Genomic DNA, 15,721 nt, shown 5'->3' with positions numbered 1-15,721 from the left:
GGTCTTCGCAGTACTCGACCAGTTCGAGTTTGAGCTTGGCCCAGACCGGGGTGCCGGTGAAGTCGAACCGCTGGTAGTCGACGGTGACGCCCTCCAGGTTGACCAGGCAGTTGTGCAGCGGGGCACCGAGGCCCCACATGAACCGCAGGATCGGCAGCCGGTAGTAGACCAGCTTGCCCGGCCGGGCGGTCACGCCGGACCGGTGGGTGGAGGAGGGGGCCGGCACGCTGTTGCTCCCGCCGCCGCCGAAGCCGTCCTTCAGGGCGTTCGCGCCGCTGGTCTTGATCAGCTCGCTGAGCGCGTTCGCGTTGCCGTACCGGGACGCGGCCGCCGCCGAGATCGGCTGCTTGAACGGGGTGGCCCAGTCGACGAGGGTGGAGATCACCACGCTGGTGATGCCGGCGCCGGTCATGGACACCTCGCCCAGGCTGAGCCGGCGGTTGCTGGTCGCCTTCAGCGCGTCCTGGAACGACGTCGCGATCACCCCGCGGTCGCTCTCGGTCTTGTTCCGCTTGGTGAAGGAGACCGATTTCGGGTTGAGCGAGAACGAGATCGGCAGGCCGCCGTGGTAACTGTCCGCGGAGGTGACCACCGGCGAGAGCGAGGCCGGCACGTCCCCCATGCCCAGCCCGATCAGCTGCCGGCCCACCTGCAGCGCCGTGCTCAGGCCGGAGGCGTTGACGGTCTTCTGGTTCCCGATCGAAACGTTCATGGCAGCGGTAGCCCTTCCAGGTCGAGGAAGCCCTCGTGGTCGATTTCGAGCCGCTCGATCGCGACCTTGCTGTCGCCGGCCGACAGCGACGGCCCGTACCAGCCGGCCGGGTAGGCGTTGCGCAGCGTCCAGGACGAGACCTCCTGCCACTGCGAATCGAGCAGCCGGATGGTCATCGAAGGCCCGAAGCCGAGCACGCCGCCGAGCGGGTTGGTGCCCGGCTGGGCCCACGGCCGCCACCAGGTCTCCAGCCATCGGCGCACCGACGCGCTCCCGGACCGCTCCATCGCGCGTTCCAGCTTCACCGTCGAGTAGCTGATGTCGGCGAACAGGATCCGCTCGTAGGAGTAGTTGCCGGGGTTGTAGGCCTTGTGCACCTTGGCCTTGGCCTCGAGCCCCTTGCACGAGGACCAGAGGCCGAGGTCCAGGTCGCCCGCGTCGACCTGGAACCGCATGGCCATGCCGAGGGCGGGCGGCGCGTCCGGAGTGGGCATCGGATTCTCCTGGGGGTGGTGGTCAGGCCGGGTGGGCCTGGTTGGCCGCGCTGAGCAGGCCGGAGTGCACGACGGTGAGCGTTTCGGCGTAGACCTTGGCCCCGCCGGCGTCGAAGCCGGAGATCTTCCAGTTGATCGGGAACATCTCGCGGATCGTCCACTCGAGCACCACGGCGCCGGTGGCGTCGACGACCTGCAGCGCGCCGTCCTCGGGCACCCCGCCGGTCGAGTGGACCTCGTTGAGCCAGTCCTGCACGGCTTTCGTGCCGACCGGGTCGGCGGCGCGGGTGAACCTGACCGGCTCGTACTTGGCCACCCCGGCGTACTTGAAGTACCGGTCGGAGTCGCCGACCCAGTGCTCGGCCCGGTCCCACTTGACCTCCAGGTCCGAGGCGCCCGACCAGGCGCCCAGCTCCCGCGAGCCGGTGCGCACCACGAACTGGTGCGCCGTGCCCTGGGACAGCACCACGGAATTCGCTGCCGTGTACCGCATTGCGCCTCCTCAGCGGAAGTCCATCAGCGTGCCGGACCGCTCGCGCTCCACGAGCACGTCGAACCGCAGCCGGGGCAGCAGGGTGTTGTAGAGCCGGTTGGAAAGCTCCTCGAAGTGGTCCGGGTCGTCGAGGTCCATCCAGCGGCGGGGCGGGCTGTCGGCCAGCGCGCCGAGGATCTCGGCCAGGCACGGGGCCGGCTGTCCCCCGTCGGCTTCGCGCGGGTCCGGGCCGCCGGGGTCTGGGCCGCGCGGGTCCGAGCCGCGCGGGTCCGAGCCGCGCGGGTCTAGGCCGCCGGGACCAGGGCCATTGGGATGAGGGCCATGGGGACCGTTGCCGCCGGAATGGTTGCCGCCCGGATCGTCACCACCGGGACCGCTGCCACCCGGACCGCTGCCGCCGGGACCACTGCCGGCGGGACCGCTGCCGGCTCGATCGTTTTCGCCCGGATCATCGCCTCCGGAGTAACGGCCACCCGGATCGGTGCCGCCGGGGCGGGTTCCGTTGCGGCCCCGGGGTTCACCGCCAAGCCGTCGGCCGAATTCCGTCGGCGTCCGGGCGGCCAGCGCGCGGATGCCCTGGGGTGAGACGTCCGGGACCTCGTGCCAGCCCTCGGGTTCACGGCCGCTGCGGCGGCGGCGCTCGATCATGGCGGCGAGGTCGGGGATCTCGTCCCAACCGGTCTCGAAGCCGCCCTCGCCGCTGCTCTCGTCCCGCTCGACCTGGCGCCGCAGGCGTTTGCGGCGGCGGGCCTTGTCGAGGTCGCTCTCGTCGACGTCCTCGTCGAAGTCGTCCTCGGGCTCGTCGTCAAGTTCTCCGTAGCCGAGGTCTTCGTGGCCCAGGTCTTCGTGGTCTCGGCACGCGAGTTGCACCGGCGCGTGGCCGCGAACCACCGGCGGCTCACCGATCGTCCCCCCGGCCACCCACTCCTGCACGATGACCGCCTCGGCCTCCAGCCGCCGTCCGGCCGCCGTTTCGGGACCGGGGAGCGCCGCGCCGAACCTCCGCTGCTGCGCGGCGTGCGTCAGCTCGTGGGCGAGCAGGGGGGCGGCGTCCCCGGACTCCAGGGGCCCGGCGCTGTCGGGCAGGTGCACGACTTCCGCGGCGGTGTAGGCGCGGGCCCCGAGGTAGCGGGCGGCGAGCGAGACCTCCCCGCCCCGGCGGACGCGGACGTCGGACAGGTCGATGCCCAGTGCGCGTTTCATCGGCGCGATGAGCGGAGCGGGGACGACGGTGTCCACGATCGCCTCGGTGGCCCGGCGCAGCATCGCGGTGGCCCCGGCGGCGAGCTGGGGCCGAGCGGAGGGGACGAGCCGCGACGGTCCGGTCGGGCGGGCCACCACGGGCGGGCCGGAGCGGCGCGACGAGGTCGGCCGCCTGGTCAGAGGCGTCACGGCCGGGGTGAACTGCTGCGGCGGGACGGTGCCCGGGAAGCCGGACACGCTCGGGCGGGCGGCCGGCGGAGTCGGTGTGGCCGGACGAGCGGTGTGGACGCGGCTTTCGTTCTTAGCGGGCGGTGTCGGCCCAGGCACGGGAGCGACACCGGTCGCGGACGAGCCGGTCGGCTGGGCCGGTCCTGCACTGAGGGCAGCGTCCAGTGGGAGTGAAGGCTGGGCGACGGGCGGATTCGGTGGCGCGGTGGGGGAATTCGCGGGCTCGGACGGGTGGGGGGCATCCGGCCGCTCTTGTGCTGCGGCGGAACCGATCGGCCCAGCCGGACGGCCGCCGGATGCCGGTTCACCTGCGGTAACCGGGGTGAGCAGCGGAACAACTGGTCCGGTGCGGGTCGGCTCGGTTTCCCGAACCGCCGGATCGGGACGACGGACCGGGTGGTCCGGCGGCCCGGCGGAGGCAGTCGTCAGGACGCTGGGCCCGGGCGGTCCGGCAGAGGGCGAAGCCGATTCTGCCGCCATCGGAGCCGGGCCGTCCGGATCCGGCCGCCTCGGGGATCGCGGCCCACCCGGCCCCCCAGCCGAGGACGGCGATGCGGCGACTGGCGAGTTCGGCGCAGTGCGGCGAAGGGCCTGGGCTGCACGGAGAACGTCGTCCGATGCGGCCCTGCGGGCGGGTTGGCTCGCGGCGGAAGCAGCCTCCGGTGCGGCGTGGTGGATGGGCTGGGCCACACCAGGAACGTCGCTCAGCGCGACCGGATGGGCTGGCTGGATCACATCGGGGACGTCACCCGGGAAAGCGTTCTGGATAGACCGCGCCACACCAGAATCATCACTCGATATCGCCCAGCGGGTCGGCTGGAGTGCATCGGGAACGTCACCCGGGGCAGCGTTGTGGATGGACCGCGCCGCACCAGGGTCGTCACTCGGTGCGGCCAGATGGGTCGGCCGGATTGCATCGGGAACGTCACCAAGGACAGCGTTCCGCACGGACCGCGCCACACCAGGGTCACCACTCGATACCGCCTGGTGGGTCGGCCGGACTACATCGGGAACGACGCTCCGTGCAGCGTTGTGGATGGACCGCGCCGCACCAGGGACGTCGTTCGGTGCGGCCGGATGGGCTGGCTGGGCTGGATCGGGAACGTCGCTCGGAGCAGCACTGTGGACGGTGGTGGGCGCAGCGGGGATGGGCTGGAAGCGGGGCGGTTCGGGCCGGGGGTCGACCGGTTTCGGCTGGGGCGGGCCGGGACGATGGGCTGCACCGGTGAGCCGGGTCGGCGGGTGACCTGTCCCCGCCGGGGAGTCGCCGGCGGGGGCAGGTTCGGCGGAGCCACGGGCGGGATCACCGGACATCCGGCCGTTCGACGGCTCACGAGTGGTCCCCCGGTTCTCCCCCGCCGCTTCCGGTTTGCCGGAGGGTGAGGACGGCGTCGTCTGGCTCGCCGGGAAAGGGCGCGGCGGCGCCGGAACGACGACCGCCGGGGACGCGTCGACGGGTGCGGAAGCCCGGAGGGTTTGCGAGTCCGTCACCAGGCGAAACGGACCAGCCGGGCCGTCCGGGCGGTGCTCCGGCGGCTCGCCTGGACCGGTGGCGGCGGGCAGCCCGGCCGGGCTGCCCGGATCAGCCGCGCCGAACGACCCACCCGCGTTTCCGGCGTCCGGGACGGCAGCCAGCTCAGGAAGGTCACCAGTATCGGTCACCGGGGCCTCGCCCTTCGGCGCACCGGCGGCCGCGACCTCGGGCTCGCCGCTCGGCTCGGCCGGGCCGGTCACCGTGGGCTCGTCGACTGGCTCACCGAAGTCGGCAACCCCGGGCCGATCCCCCGAGTCACCGAGACCGGCATTTCCAGACGTGCCGGAATCGGCAACCTCGGACTCGCCCCCACCAGCAACCTCCAGCACGCCGATCAGCTCGCCGAGACCGGCAGCTCCGGACCTACCGAAATCGGCAACCTCGGACTCGCCCCCACCAGCAACCTCCAGCCGGCCGATCAGCTCGCCGAGACCGGCAGCTCCGGACCTACCGAAATCGGCAACCTCGGACTCGCCCCCACCGGCAACCTCCGGCAGGCCGATCGGCTCGCCACGGCCGGCGGCTTCGGGTCCACCGCTCGGATCTCCGACATCCGCAACCTTGACACTCCCCGGCGGCCCGCCACCCGCAACCTCAGCCACCCCACTGACACCCGCAGCCTTGACGTGCCCCGCTGACTCGCTGACAACCGTCATCTCGGACGGCCGGTCCGACTCGCCGGTCTCAGCGGCTTCGCGTCGGTCAGCCGCATCGCCGGGGGCGGCAGTTTGGGGCCGCCCGTTCGGTTCGTCGCGACCGGCGGCGCCAGGCTGTCCGGCGGCGCCGCTGTGGTCGGCGGCGGCGAACTCCGCAGCCGGACGCGCGCCATCCCCACCACTGTCATCGGCAGCAGGCGGCGTCTGCGGCTGCGGCTTCGTGATCCCGAGGCCCAGACGACGGCTCTCCGCCAGGGAAGCGCGCCGTGGGCGGGATTCCGGTGGGGCGGGGTGCGGGAGGCGGTGGACCGGTGGGTCCAGAAGCGGTTCCGGACGAGCCGGGCGCCGCGCGGGGCGATGAGACGGCTCCGGGCGGGGCTCGCGGTTCACCTCGGCGTACTGCCTCGCGAGCTGCCGGTCCTTCTCCTGGTAGCCCAAGTGGACCAGGTCCGACGGCCGCCAGGGCACCTCGGGCGCCCGGGGTTCGGTCACCTCGGCCACGGTCAGCGGCGGCCACCCGGGACGCGCCGGCCTGGACGGGATCGCCCGGGTCGGCACCGGCTCGGGCTCCGGTGGCGCGGTGTCCGCCACCAGGTCGACCAGATCGTGCCGAACCGCTACCGCGCTGACGATTCCCCCCACCCGCCCCGAAGGCCCGGCCACCTCCGCCGGCTCCGGGAGCAGGACAAGCCGGTGGAGCACGCCGATCGGGTCGCCGGTGACGGTCAACGGCGCCCGGGTGGCCAGAGTGGGCCGCAGCCGCGCCACCGAACGCCAGGCCGGACGGTACCGCACCCCCGGCCCCTCGGAATCCACTGTGGACGATGCATGCAAATAATCCACAATAGACATTTTACCGTCCACGGCAGACTCCGGGCGGCGAGCACGCCACGGCCAGCGGGCCATCACGGCCTCCCTCCTCCGACGGGAGACCTCAGTCCCCGTAGACGCGGGCGTCGAGCGCCCCGATCTCCGCGATCACCCGGGCCCGCGTGGCGTGGTCGAGGTCCAGGATCGACTCGAACGACCAGTGCAGGTGGTAGGCGATGTACACGATCTCCTCCCACAAGCGGTCCACCGGCCGGCTCAGCGCCGGCCCCGCCGATCCCGTCACGACGGCGCCGCACCCGCGACGTCGACCAGGAACCGGTGCTCGCACTCCGGGCAGGCCACCTCGGCCTCGGTGTGGCCCTGCTGGTTGACCCGGCGGTACAGGTCCTGCAGGAAGGCCAGGTCCGAGGCGAACAGGTGCTCGACGACGAACCGGTCCACCCCCGCCAGCGTGCCCAGCCGGGTCACCGTCTGCGTGATCAGGTACACCGACAGGTACGCGGGGTTCTGCCGCACCAGCGGCTCGGCCTGCGCGACCAGCTCGTCCTTCGCGGTGGCCAGGCGCAGCAGGCCGTCGCGGTGGAGGTGGCCCTGCTCGTCGACGTACCCGCGGGGCAGCGCGAACGGGTATTCGGTGCGCAGGGCGGGATGCTCGGCCACGGCGGTCACCGGTTGCCGCCCGCGCCGTTCTCCAGGTCGATCTGCTCGCACACGAGCGTGACCGTCGCGACCGCCGCGTCGCTGCCGCCGGCCTTGAAGTTGCCGACGTCCAGTTTGGACGGCCACGCGTTGAGCAGGTGGTAGGTCTGCTTCACCGCGCCGGTCGAGTCGAGCAGCAGCAGCGAGCAGCTCTTGCGGCCGGTCGGGTCGCCGCGCAGCACCTGCTGGTGCCAGACCCACAGCGTCTGGTCCTGGTCCACGCCGCGCTTGAGCGTGACCGTGGCGGGCTTGGTCCGTCCGTACACCTTGGACAGGGAGACGCCCATCGAGTTGCTGGACAAGTACTCGGTCACCTCGACCTCCGAGGTGATGCCCGAGAGCTCGGAGAAGGCGATCCCGTTGCTGGTGGTGTTCCCGTCGAACTGGATGACGAACCGCGCGGCGCTGACCAGGGTGTTGGTGGTGTCGAGATCGGCGGTCTGGGAGCGCTGTCCGGTGGGTGCCATGGTTTGTCCCTCGTGAGTCGGCGAACGGGTGGTCACTCTTCGAGCGCGGCGCCCTGGGGCAGCTGCGAGATCTGGAACACGACGAACTCGGCCGGCTTGACCGGGGCGATGCCGATCTCGATGAACAGGTGCCCGGCGTCCCGCGACTCCGGCGGGTTGTTCTCCTCGTCGCACTTGACGTAGTACGCCTCGGCCGCCGAACGGCCGGCCAGCGCGCCGCTGCGCCAGATCCGCTGCAGGAACGAGCCGACGACCCGGCGCACCGCGGTCCACAGGTACTCGTCGTTGGGCTCGAAGACCACCCAGCTGGTGCCCTGCAGGATCGACTCCTCCACGAAGTTGAACAGCCGGCGCACGTTGATGTAGCGCCACTCCGGGTCGCTGGAGAGGGTCCGCGCGCCCCAGACCCGGATGCCCTGCCCGGGGAACGCCCGGATGCAGTTGACCCCCAGCGGGTTGAGCAGCTCCTGCTCGGCCCGGCTGATCGCGGTCTGGAGCCCGACCACCCCGCGCACGACCTCGTTCGCCGGGGCCTTGTGCACGCCGCGGTTCTCGTCGCTGCGGCCCCAGATCCCGGCCATCTGGCCGCTGGGCGGGATCGTGATGACGCTGCCCGAAGCGGGGTCGAGGGTCTGCACCCAGGGCCAGTACAGCGCCGCGTACTTCGAGTCGTAGCCCGCGACCTCGGAGCGCCAGTCCCGCATCTGCTGGGAGTTGAGCCCGGGCGGCGGGTCGAGGATGGCGACCCGGTCCGACATCAGCTCGCAGTGCGCGATCATCGCCAGCTGCACGGCCTTGACCCCGTCGGCGTCGATCTGCCCGCGCTGGTAGGCCGACATCAGGTCCGGCGCCAGCACCATGGTGATCTCGTCGATGGCCTCGAAACCGCCGATGCCGGTGCGCTCGATCGGGTCGCCGACGTAGGCCGAGGCCAGCACCGGCCCGGGCGCGGGCTCGCGGGTGGCGAGCGCGGTGGTGGTGTCCTTCCGCGGCGCGCTCAGGGTTTCGCCCCGCGCGTGCTCGAGGGTGATCAGCTTCGACTGCTTGGCCACCACGGCGGCCACGTTGTTCGGGCCGCGCTTCACGGTGACGTTGTCGAAGGACTCCTCGACTTTCCCGTTGCGCAGCACGTCGAGGCGGAAGTTGCCGTCCGCGGGCTCGCCGGCCTCGGCCACCGCCACGGTCAGGTCCTCGCCGGCACCCGGTGCGATGGCCCGGACCGCGAAGGCCGGCCGCCCGTCGCCGCCGGCCGCGGCCGGGATGACCGCCTCGCCGATCGGGGGCGGCGAGCTCTCGCCGGCCTCGCCGGGCAGCCGCAGGACGTAGGCGGAGCCGCCGCCGTTGAGGAAGAACGCGTAAACCGAGTGCGCGAGGTAGACGCCCTCGACGAAACCGCCGAAGGTGCGGGTGAACTGCGTCCAGTTGGTGATCAGCGTCGGCTGGGAGAGCGGTCCCTTCTCCGCGAACCCCACGAAGCCCGCGACCGCGGTGCCGACGCCCTCGATGGGCCTCGAACCCGACGGCACCTCCTCGACATACACCCCTGGTGCCAGATAATTCGCCATCGAGTCTCCCAGTCCGAGCGGTTCCGAGATGAGCAGCTGCGTTCAGGCTGGCAGCCGCGGGCACCGTTGCCAGGGGGCCGGCGCGCACTGTCGCGGACCACCTCCGGCTGCCCTCCGGGGCAGTCCGGCATGGCCGTGGGACCGGCCGCGGCGGCGCTGACCGGGCCCCGGGGCACGGTCGAGACTCGGGACGTGCTGGCTGACCTGGCTTCCTCCCTCCGCGAATGGCTGACCGCCGAGCTGTCGCCCGGCACGGTGATCGGGTTCGACCCGCCCCACGTGCTCGCGGGCATGCAGCGGCGGCCGCAGCGGGCCGGGATCGTGAACGTCTTCCTCTACGGCATCACCGAGGACCTCGACGGCATCCCCGCGGCCCCGGTGCGCGTGCGCGACGACGAGGGCCGGCTCACCGGCACCGCCGCCCCGGCCCGCAACTACCACCTGACCTACCTGGTCACGGCGTGGGCGGCGGGCACCGAGGAGGAGATCGAGCTGCTCGGCGCGGTGATCGGCGCCCACGCGGAGACCGACGACGAAAGCAGCTCGATCTCCTCCTCGGTGCCCGCCGCCCACGCCGTGACCAGGTAGGTCAGGTGGTAGTTGCGGGCCGGGGCGGCGGTGCCGGTGAGCCGGCCCTCGTCGTCGCGCACGCGCACCGGGGCCGCGGGGATGCCGTCGAGGTCCTCGGTGATGCCGTAGAGGAAGACGTTCACGATCCCGGCCCGCTGCGGCCGCCGCTGCATGCCCGCGAGCACGTGGGGCGGGTCGAACCCGATCACCGTGCCGGGCGACAGCTCGGCGGTCAGCCATTCGCGGAGGGAGGAAGCCAGGTCAGCCAGCACGTCCCGAGTCTCGACCGTGCCCCGGGGCCCGGTCAGCGCCGCCGCGGCCGGTCCCACGGCCATGCCGGACTGCCCCGGAGGGCAGCCGGAGGTGGTCCGCGACAGTGCGCGCCGGCCCCCTGGCAACGGTGCCCGCGGCTGCCAGCCTGAACGCAGCTGCTCATCTCGGAACCGCTCGGACTGGGAGACTCGATGGCGAATTATCTGGCACCAGGGGTGTATGTCGAGGAGGTGCCGTCGGGTTCGAGGCCCATCGAGGGCGTCGGCACCGCGGTCGCGGGCTTCGTGGGGTTCGCGGAGAAGGGACCGCTCTCCCAGCCGACGCTGATCACCAACTGGACGCAGTTCACCCGCACCTTCGGCGGTTTCGTCGAGGGCGTCTACCTCGCGCACTCGGTTTACGCGTTCTTCCTCAACGGCGGCGGCTCCGCCTACGTCCTGCGGCTGCCCGGCGAGGCCGGCGAGAGCTCGCCGCCCCCGATCGGCGAGGCGGTCATCCCGGCCGCGGCCGGCGGCGACGGGCGGCCGGCCTTCGCGGTCCGGGCCATCGCACCGGGTGCCGGCGAGGACCTGACCGTGGCGGTGGCCGAGGCCGGCGAGCCCGCGGACGGCAACTTCCGCCTCGACGTGCTGCGCAACGGGAAAGTCGAGGAGTCCTTCGACAACGTCACCGTGAAGCGCGGCCCGAACAACGTGGCCGCCGTGGTGGCCAAGCAGTCGAAGCTGATCACCCTCGAGCACGCGCGGGGCGAAACCCTGAGCGCGCCGCGGAAGGACACCACCACCGCGCTCGCCACCCGCGAGCCCGCGCCCGGGCCGGTGCTGGCCTCGGCCTACGTCGGCGACCCGATCGAGCGCACCGGCATCGGCGGTTTCGAGGCCATCGACGAGATCACCATGGTGCTGGCGCCGGACCTGATGTCGGCCTACCAGCGCGGGCAGATCGACGCCGACGGGGTCAAGGCCGTGCAGCTGGCGATGATCGCGCACTGCGAGCTGATGTCGGACCGGGTCGCCATCCTCGACCCGCCGCCCGGGCTCAACTCCCAGCAGATGCGGGACTGGCGCTCCGAGGTCGCGGGCTACGACTCGAAGTACGCGGCGCTGTACTGGCCCTGGGTGCAGACCCTCGACCCCGCTTCGGGCAGCGTCATCACGATCCCGCCCAGCGGCCAGATGGCCGGGATCTGGGGCCGCAGCGACGAGAACCGCGGCGTGCACAAGGCCCCGGCGAACGAGGTCGTGCGCGGGGTGGTCGGGCTCCAGACCGCGATCAGCCGGGCCGAGCAGGAGCTGCTCAACCCGCTGGGGGTCAACTGCATCCGGGCGTTCCCCGGGCAGGGCATCCGGGTCTGGGGCGCGCGGACCCTCTCCAGCGACCCGGAGTGGCGCTACATCAACGTGCGCCGGCTGTTCAACTTCGTGGAGGAGTCGATCCTGCAGGGCACCAGCTGGGTGGTCTTCGAGCCCAACGACGAGTACCTGTGGACCGCGGTGCGCCGGGTCGTCGGCTCGTTCCTGCAGCGGATCTGGCGCAGCGGCGCGCTGGCCGGCCGTTCGGCGGCCGAGGCGTACTACGTCAAGTGCGACGAGGAGAACAACCCGCCGGAGTCGCGGGACGCCGGGCACCTGTTCATCGAGATCGGCATCGCCCCGGTCAAGCCGGCCGAGTTCGTCGTGTTCCAGATCTCGCAGCTGCCCCAGGGCGCCGCGCTCGAAGAGTGACCACCCGTTCGCCGACTCACGAGGGACAAACCATGGCACCCACCGGACAGCGCTCCCAGACCGCCGATCTCGACACCACCAACACCCTGGTCAGCGCCGCGCGGTTCGTCATCCAGTTCGACGGGAACACCACCAGCAACGGGATCGCCTTCTCCGAGCTCTCGGGCATCACCTCGGAGGTCGAGGTGACCGAGTACTTGTCCAGCAACTCGATGGGCGTCTCCCTGTCCAAGGTGTACGGACGGACCAAGCCCGCCACGGTCACGCTCAAGCGCGGCGTGGACCAGGACCAGACGCTGTGGGTCTGGCACCAGCAGGTGCTGCGCGGCGACCCGACCGGCCGCAAGAGCTGCTCGCTGCTGCTGCTCGACTCGACCGGCGCGGTGAAGCAGACCTACCACCTGCTCAACGCGTGGCCGTCCAAACTGGACGTCGGCAACTTCAAGGCCGGCGGCAGCGACGCGGCGGTCGCGACGGTCACGCTCGTGTGCGAGCAGATCGACCTGGAGAACGGCGCGGGCGGCAACCGGTGACCGCCGTGGCCGAGCATCCCGCCCTGCGCACCGAATACCCGTTCGCGCTGCCCCGCGGGTACGTCGACGAGCAGGGCCACCTCCACCGCGACGGCCTGCTGCGCCTGGCCACCGCGAAGGACGAGCTGGTCGCGCAGGCCGAGCCGCTGGTGCGGCAGAACCCCGCGTACCTGTCGGTGTACCTGATCACGCAGACGGTGACCCGGCTGGGCACGCTGGCGGGGGTGGACCGGTTCGTCGTCGAGCACCTGTTCGCCTCGGACCTGGCCTTCCTGCAGGACCTGTACCGCCGGGTCAACCAGCAGGGCCACACCGAGGCCGAGGTGGCCTGCCCGGAGTGCGAGCACCGGTTCCTGGTCGACGTCGCGGGTGCGGCGCCGTCGTGACGGGATCGGCGGGGCCGGCGCTGAGCCGGCCGGTGGACCGCTTGTGGGAGGAGATCGTGTACATCGCCTACCACCTGCACTGGTCGTTCGAGTCGATCCTGGACCTCGACCACGCCACGCGGGCCCGGGTGATCGCGGAGATCGGGGCGCTCGACGCCCGCGTCTACGGGGACTGAGGTCTCCCGTCGGAGGAGGGAGGCCGTGATGGCCCGCTGGCCGTGGCGTGCTCGCCGCCCGGAGTCTGCCGTGGACGGTAAAATGTCTATTGTGGATTATTTGCATGCATCGTCCACAGTGGATTCCGAGGGGCCGGGGGTGCGGTACCGTCCGGCCTGGCGTTCGGTGGCGCGGCTGCGGCCCACTCTGGCCACCCGGGCGCCGTTGACCGTCACCGGCGACCCGATCGGCGTGCTCCACCGGCTTGTCCTGCTCCCGGAGCCGGCGGAGGTGGCCGGGCCTTCGGGGCGGGTGGGGGGAATCGTCAGCGCGGTAGCGGTTCGGCACGATCTGGTCGACCTGGTGGCGGACACCGCGCCACCGGAGCCCGAGCCGGTGCCGACCCGGGCGATCCCGTCCAGGCCGGCGCGTCCCGGGTGGCCGCCGCTGACCGTGGCCGAGGTGACCGAACCCCGGGCGCCCGAGGTGCCCTGGCGGCCGTCGGACCTGGTCCACTTGGGCTACCAGGAGAAGGACCGGCAGCTCGCGAGGCAGTACGCCGAGGTGAACCGCGAGCCCCGCCCGGAGCCGTCTCATCGCCCCGCGCGGCGCCCGGCTCGTCCGGAACCGCTTCTGGACCCACCGGTCCACCGCCTCCCGCACCCCGCCCCACCGGAATCCCGCCCACGGCGCGCTTCCCTGGCGGAGAGCCGTCGTCTGGGCCTCGGGATCACGAAGCCGCAGCCGCAGACGCCGCCTGCTGCCGATGACAGTGGTGGGGATGGCGCGCGTCCGGCTGCGGAGTTCGCCGCCGCCGACCACAGCGGCGCCGCCGGACAGCCTGGCGCCGCCGGTCGCGACGAACCGAACGGGCGGCCCCAAACTGCCGCCCCCGGCGATGCGGCTGACCGACGCGAAGCCGCTGAGACCGGCGAGTCGGACCGGCCGTCCGAGATGACGGTTGTCAGCGAGTCAGCGGGGCACGTCAAGGCTGCGGGTGTCAGTGGGGTGGCTGAGGTTGCGGGTGGCGGGCCGCCGGGGAGTGTCAAGGTTGCGGATGTCGGAGATCCGAGCGGTGGACCCGAAGCCGCCGGCCGTGGCGAGCCGATCGGCCTGCCGGAGGTTGCCGGTGGGGGCGAGTCCGAGGTTGCCGATTTCGGTAGGTCCGGAGCTGCCGGTCTCGGCGAGCTGATCGGCCGGCTGGAGGTTGCTGGTGGGGGCGAGTCCGAGGTTGCCGATTTCGGTAGGTCCGGAGCTGCCGGTCTCGGCGAGCTGATCGGCGTGCTGGAGGTTGCTGGTGGGGGCGAGTCCGAGGTTGCCGATTCCGGCACGTCTGGAAATGCCGGTCTCGGTGACTCGGGGGATCGGCCCGGGGTTGCCGACTTCGGTGAGCCAGTCGACGAGCCCACGGTGACCGGCCCGGCCGAGCCGAGCGGCGAGCCCGAGGTCGCGGCCGCCGGTGCGCCGAAGGGCGAGGCCCCGGTGACCGATACTGGTGACCTTCCTGAGCTGGCTGCCGTCCCGGACGCCGGAAACGCGGGTGGGTCGTTCGGCGCGGCTGATCCGGGCAGCCCGGCCGGGCTGCCCGCCGCCACCGGTCCAGGCGAGCCGCCGGAGCACCGCCCGGACGGCCCGGCTGGTCCGTTTCGCCTGGTGACGGACTCGCAAACCCTCCGGGCTTCCGCACCCGTCGACGCGTCCCCGGCGGTCGTCGTTCCGGCGCCGCCGCGCCCTTTCCCGGCGAGCCAGACGACGCCGTCCTCACCCTCCGGCAAACCGGAAGCGGCGGGGGAGAACCGGGGGACCACTCGTGAGCCGTCGAACGGCCGGATGTCCGGTGATCCCGCCCGTGGCTCCGCCGAACCTGCCCCCGCCGGCGACTCCCCGGCGGGGACAGGTCACCCGCCGACCCGGCTCACCGGTGCAGCCCATCGTCCCGGCCCGCCCCAGCCGAAACCGGTCGACCCCCGGCCCGAACCGCCCCGCTTCCAGCCCATCCCCGCTGCGCCCACCACCGTCCACAGTGCTGCTCCGAGCGACGTTCCCGATCCAGCCCAGCCAGCCCATCCGGCCGCACCGAACGACGTCCCTGGTGCGGCGCGGTCCATCCACAACGCTGCACGGAGCGTCGTTCCCGATGTAGTCCGGCCGACCCACCAGGCGGTATCGAGTGGTGACCCTGGTGTGGCGCGGTCCGTGCGGAACGCTGTCCTTGGTGACGTTCCCGATGCAATCCGGCCGACCCATCTGGCCGCACCGAGTGACGACCCTGGTGCGGCGCGGTCCATCCACAACGCTGCCCCGGGTGACGTTCCCGATGCACTCCAGCCGACCCGCTGGGCGATATCGAGTGATGATTCTGGTGTGGCGCGGTCTATCCAGAACGCTTTCCCGGGTGACGTCCCCGATGTGATCCAGCCAGCCCATCCGGTCGCGCTGAGCGACGTTCCTGGTGTGGCCCAGCCCATCCACCACGCCGCACCGGAGGCTGCTTCCGCCGCGAGCCAACCCGCCCGCAGGGCCGCATCGGACGACGTTCTCCGTGCAGCCCAGGCCCTTCGCCGCACTGCGCCGAACTCGCCAGTCGCCGCATCGCCGTCCTCGGCTGGGGGGCCGGGTGGGCCGCGATCCCCGAGGCGGCCGGATCCGGACGGCCCGGCTCCGATGGCGGCAGAATCGGCTTCGCCCTCTGCCGGACCGCCCGGGCCCAGCGTCCTGACGACTGCCTCCGCCGGGCCGCCGGACCACCCGGTCCGTCGTCCCGATCCGGCGGTTCGGGAAACCGAGCCGACCCGCACCGGACCAGTTGTTCCGCTGCTCACCCCGGTTACCGCAGGTGAACCGGCATCCGGCGGCCGTCCGGCTGGGCCGATCGGTTCCGCCGCAGCACAAGAGCGGCCGGATGCCCCCCACCCGTCCGAGCCCGCGAATTCCCCCACCGCGCCACCGAATCCGCCCGTCGCCCAGCCTTCACTCCCACTGGACGCTGCCCTCAGTGCAGGACCGGCCCAGCCGACCGGCTCGTCCGCGACCGGTGTCGCTCCCGTGCCTGGGCCGACACCGCCCGCTAAGAACGAAAGCCGCGTCCACACCGCTCGTCCGGCCACACCGACTCCGCCGGCCGCCCGCCCGAGCGTGTCCGGCTTCCCGGGCACCGTCCCGCCGCAGCAGTTCACCCCGGCCGTGACGCCTCTGAC

15 protein-coding genes and 1 pseudogene are annotated in these 15,721 nt (G+C 72.4%); 6 read left to right on the top strand and 10 right to left on the bottom strand.

The window, feature by feature from the left end; translation table 11 throughout:
- The 4 genes from NYF13_RS36260 to NYF13_RS36245 form a co-directional block, all read right to left on the bottom strand.
- Nucleotides 1–712 (bottom strand): hypothetical protein (locus tag NYF13_RS36260; RefSeq protein WP_315662594.1); only part of this gene is annotated, 712 nt, incomplete at its 3' end.
- Nucleotides 709–1,206 carry a phage tail protein gene (locus NYF13_RS36255; RefSeq protein WP_315658692.1) on the bottom strand — a complete coding sequence of 166 codons (498 nt, stop codon included), beginning with the start codon at nucleotides 1,204–1,206 and terminating at the stop codon, nucleotides 709–711. The genes NYF13_RS36255 and NYF13_RS36260, both read right to left, overlap by 4 nt.
- A gap of 22 nt (nucleotides 1,207–1,228) precedes the next feature.
- Nucleotides 1,229–1,699 (bottom strand): phage tail protein, encoded by a 471-nt coding sequence (locus NYF13_RS36250; RefSeq protein WP_315658693.1) that lies wholly within the window; start codon nucleotides 1,697–1,699, stop codon nucleotides 1,229–1,231.
- A 9-nt stretch (nucleotides 1,700–1,708) separates the two neighbouring features.
- Nucleotides 1,709–3,139 carry a DUF4157 domain-containing protein gene (locus NYF13_RS36245; RefSeq protein WP_315658694.1) on the bottom strand — a complete coding sequence of 477 codons (1,431 nt, stop codon included), beginning with the start codon at nucleotides 3,137–3,139 and terminating at the stop codon, nucleotides 1,709–1,711.
- Between the two features lie 1,467 nt (nucleotides 3,140–4,606).
- On the opposite strand from NYF13_RS36245, the gene NYF13_RS36240 reads away from it, so the two are divergent.
- Nucleotides 4,607–5,302: a hypothetical protein gene (locus NYF13_RS36240; protein WP_315658695.1), complete on the top strand. Its 696-nt coding sequence runs from the start codon at nucleotides 4,607–4,609 to the stop codon at nucleotides 5,300–5,302.
- A gap of 952 nt (nucleotides 5,303–6,254) precedes the next feature.
- Here NYF13_RS36240 and NYF13_RS36235 read toward each other — a convergent pair.
- Genes NYF13_RS36235 through NYF13_RS36220 form a run of 4 tightly spaced genes read right to left on the bottom strand, consistent with a single transcriptional unit; the run spans nucleotide 6,255 to nucleotide 8,882 of the window.
- A complete protein-coding gene (locus NYF13_RS36235) occupies nucleotides 6,255–6,434 on the bottom strand; it encodes a DUF6760 family protein (protein ID WP_315658697.1) in 180 nt (59 codons plus the stop codon).
- Complete coding sequence (locus tag NYF13_RS36230) at nucleotides 6,431–6,811, bottom strand: phage tail assembly protein (protein WP_315658698.1); 381 nt, start codon at nucleotides 6,809–6,811, stop codon at nucleotides 6,431–6,433. Before NYF13_RS36230 ends, NYF13_RS36235 begins: the two co-directional genes overlap by 4 nt.
- Nucleotides 6,812–6,816: 5 nt before the next feature.
- Nucleotides 6,817–7,317 carry a phage tail protein gene (locus NYF13_RS36225; RefSeq protein WP_315658700.1) on the bottom strand — a complete coding sequence of 167 codons (501 nt, stop codon included), beginning with the start codon at nucleotides 7,315–7,317 and terminating at the stop codon, nucleotides 6,817–6,819.
- A gap of 32 nt (nucleotides 7,318–7,349) precedes the next feature.
- Entirely contained in the window at nucleotides 7,350–8,882 is a 1,533-nt protein-coding gene (locus NYF13_RS36220) for a phage tail sheath subtilisin-like domain-containing protein (RefSeq protein ID WP_315658702.1), read from the bottom strand.
- A 129-nt stretch (nucleotides 8,883–9,011) separates the two neighbouring features.
- Between NYF13_RS36220 and NYF13_RS36215 the strand changes: the two are divergent.
- Nucleotides 9,012–9,335: pseudogene (locus tag NYF13_RS36215) on the top strand (hypothetical protein); the annotation flags it as partial.
- Here the strand turns inward: NYF13_RS36215 and NYF13_RS36210 are convergent.
- Entirely contained in the window at nucleotides 9,329–9,787 is a 459-nt protein-coding gene (locus NYF13_RS36210) for a Pvc16 family protein (protein ID WP_315662592.1), read from the bottom strand. The pseudogene NYF13_RS36215 and the gene NYF13_RS36210 overlap by 7 nt on opposite strands.
- A 129-nt stretch (nucleotides 9,788–9,916) precedes the next feature.
- On the opposite strand from NYF13_RS36210, the gene NYF13_RS36205 reads away from it, so the two are divergent.
- The 4 genes from NYF13_RS36205 to NYF13_RS36190 are packed head-to-tail and all read left to right on the top strand — an operon-like array spanning nucleotide 9,917 to nucleotide 12,544.
- Nucleotides 9,917–11,449, top strand: a complete 1,533-nt coding sequence (locus NYF13_RS36205; RefSeq protein WP_315658702.1) for a phage tail sheath subtilisin-like domain-containing protein — start codon at nucleotides 9,917–9,919, stop codon at nucleotides 11,447–11,449.
- 32 nt (nucleotides 11,450–11,481) lie between these two features.
- Nucleotides 11,482–11,982: a phage tail protein gene (locus NYF13_RS36200; RefSeq protein ID WP_315658700.1), complete on the top strand. Its 501-nt coding sequence runs from the start codon at nucleotides 11,482–11,484 to the stop codon at nucleotides 11,980–11,982.
- Nucleotides 11,983–11,987: 5 nt separating this feature from the next.
- Nucleotides 11,988–12,368 carry a phage tail assembly protein gene (locus tag NYF13_RS36195; protein WP_315658698.1) on the top strand — a complete coding sequence of 127 codons (381 nt, stop codon included), beginning with the start codon at nucleotides 11,988–11,990 and terminating at the stop codon, nucleotides 12,366–12,368.
- Nucleotides 12,365–12,544 (top strand): DUF6760 family protein, encoded by a 180-nt coding sequence (locus NYF13_RS36190; RefSeq protein ID WP_315658697.1) that lies wholly within the window; start codon nucleotides 12,365–12,367, stop codon nucleotides 12,542–12,544. The genes NYF13_RS36195 and NYF13_RS36190 overlap by 4 nt, the downstream gene beginning before the upstream one ends.
- A 952-nt stretch (nucleotides 12,545–13,496) precedes the next feature.
- On the opposite strand, the gene NYF13_RS36185 is transcribed toward NYF13_RS36190, so the two are convergent.
- A complete protein-coding gene (locus NYF13_RS36185; RefSeq protein WP_315658695.1) occupies nucleotides 13,497–14,192 on the bottom strand; it encodes a hypothetical protein in 696 nt (231 codons plus the stop codon).
- Nucleotides 14,193–15,721 lie beyond the last annotated feature (1,529 nt).

The organism is Amycolatopsis sp. PS_44_ISF1 (assembly GCF_032335455.1).
GTDB lineage: Bacteria > Actinomycetota > Actinomycetes > Mycobacteriales > Pseudonocardiaceae > Amycolatopsis.
This window is presented reverse-complemented; position numbering and strand designations above follow the sequence as displayed.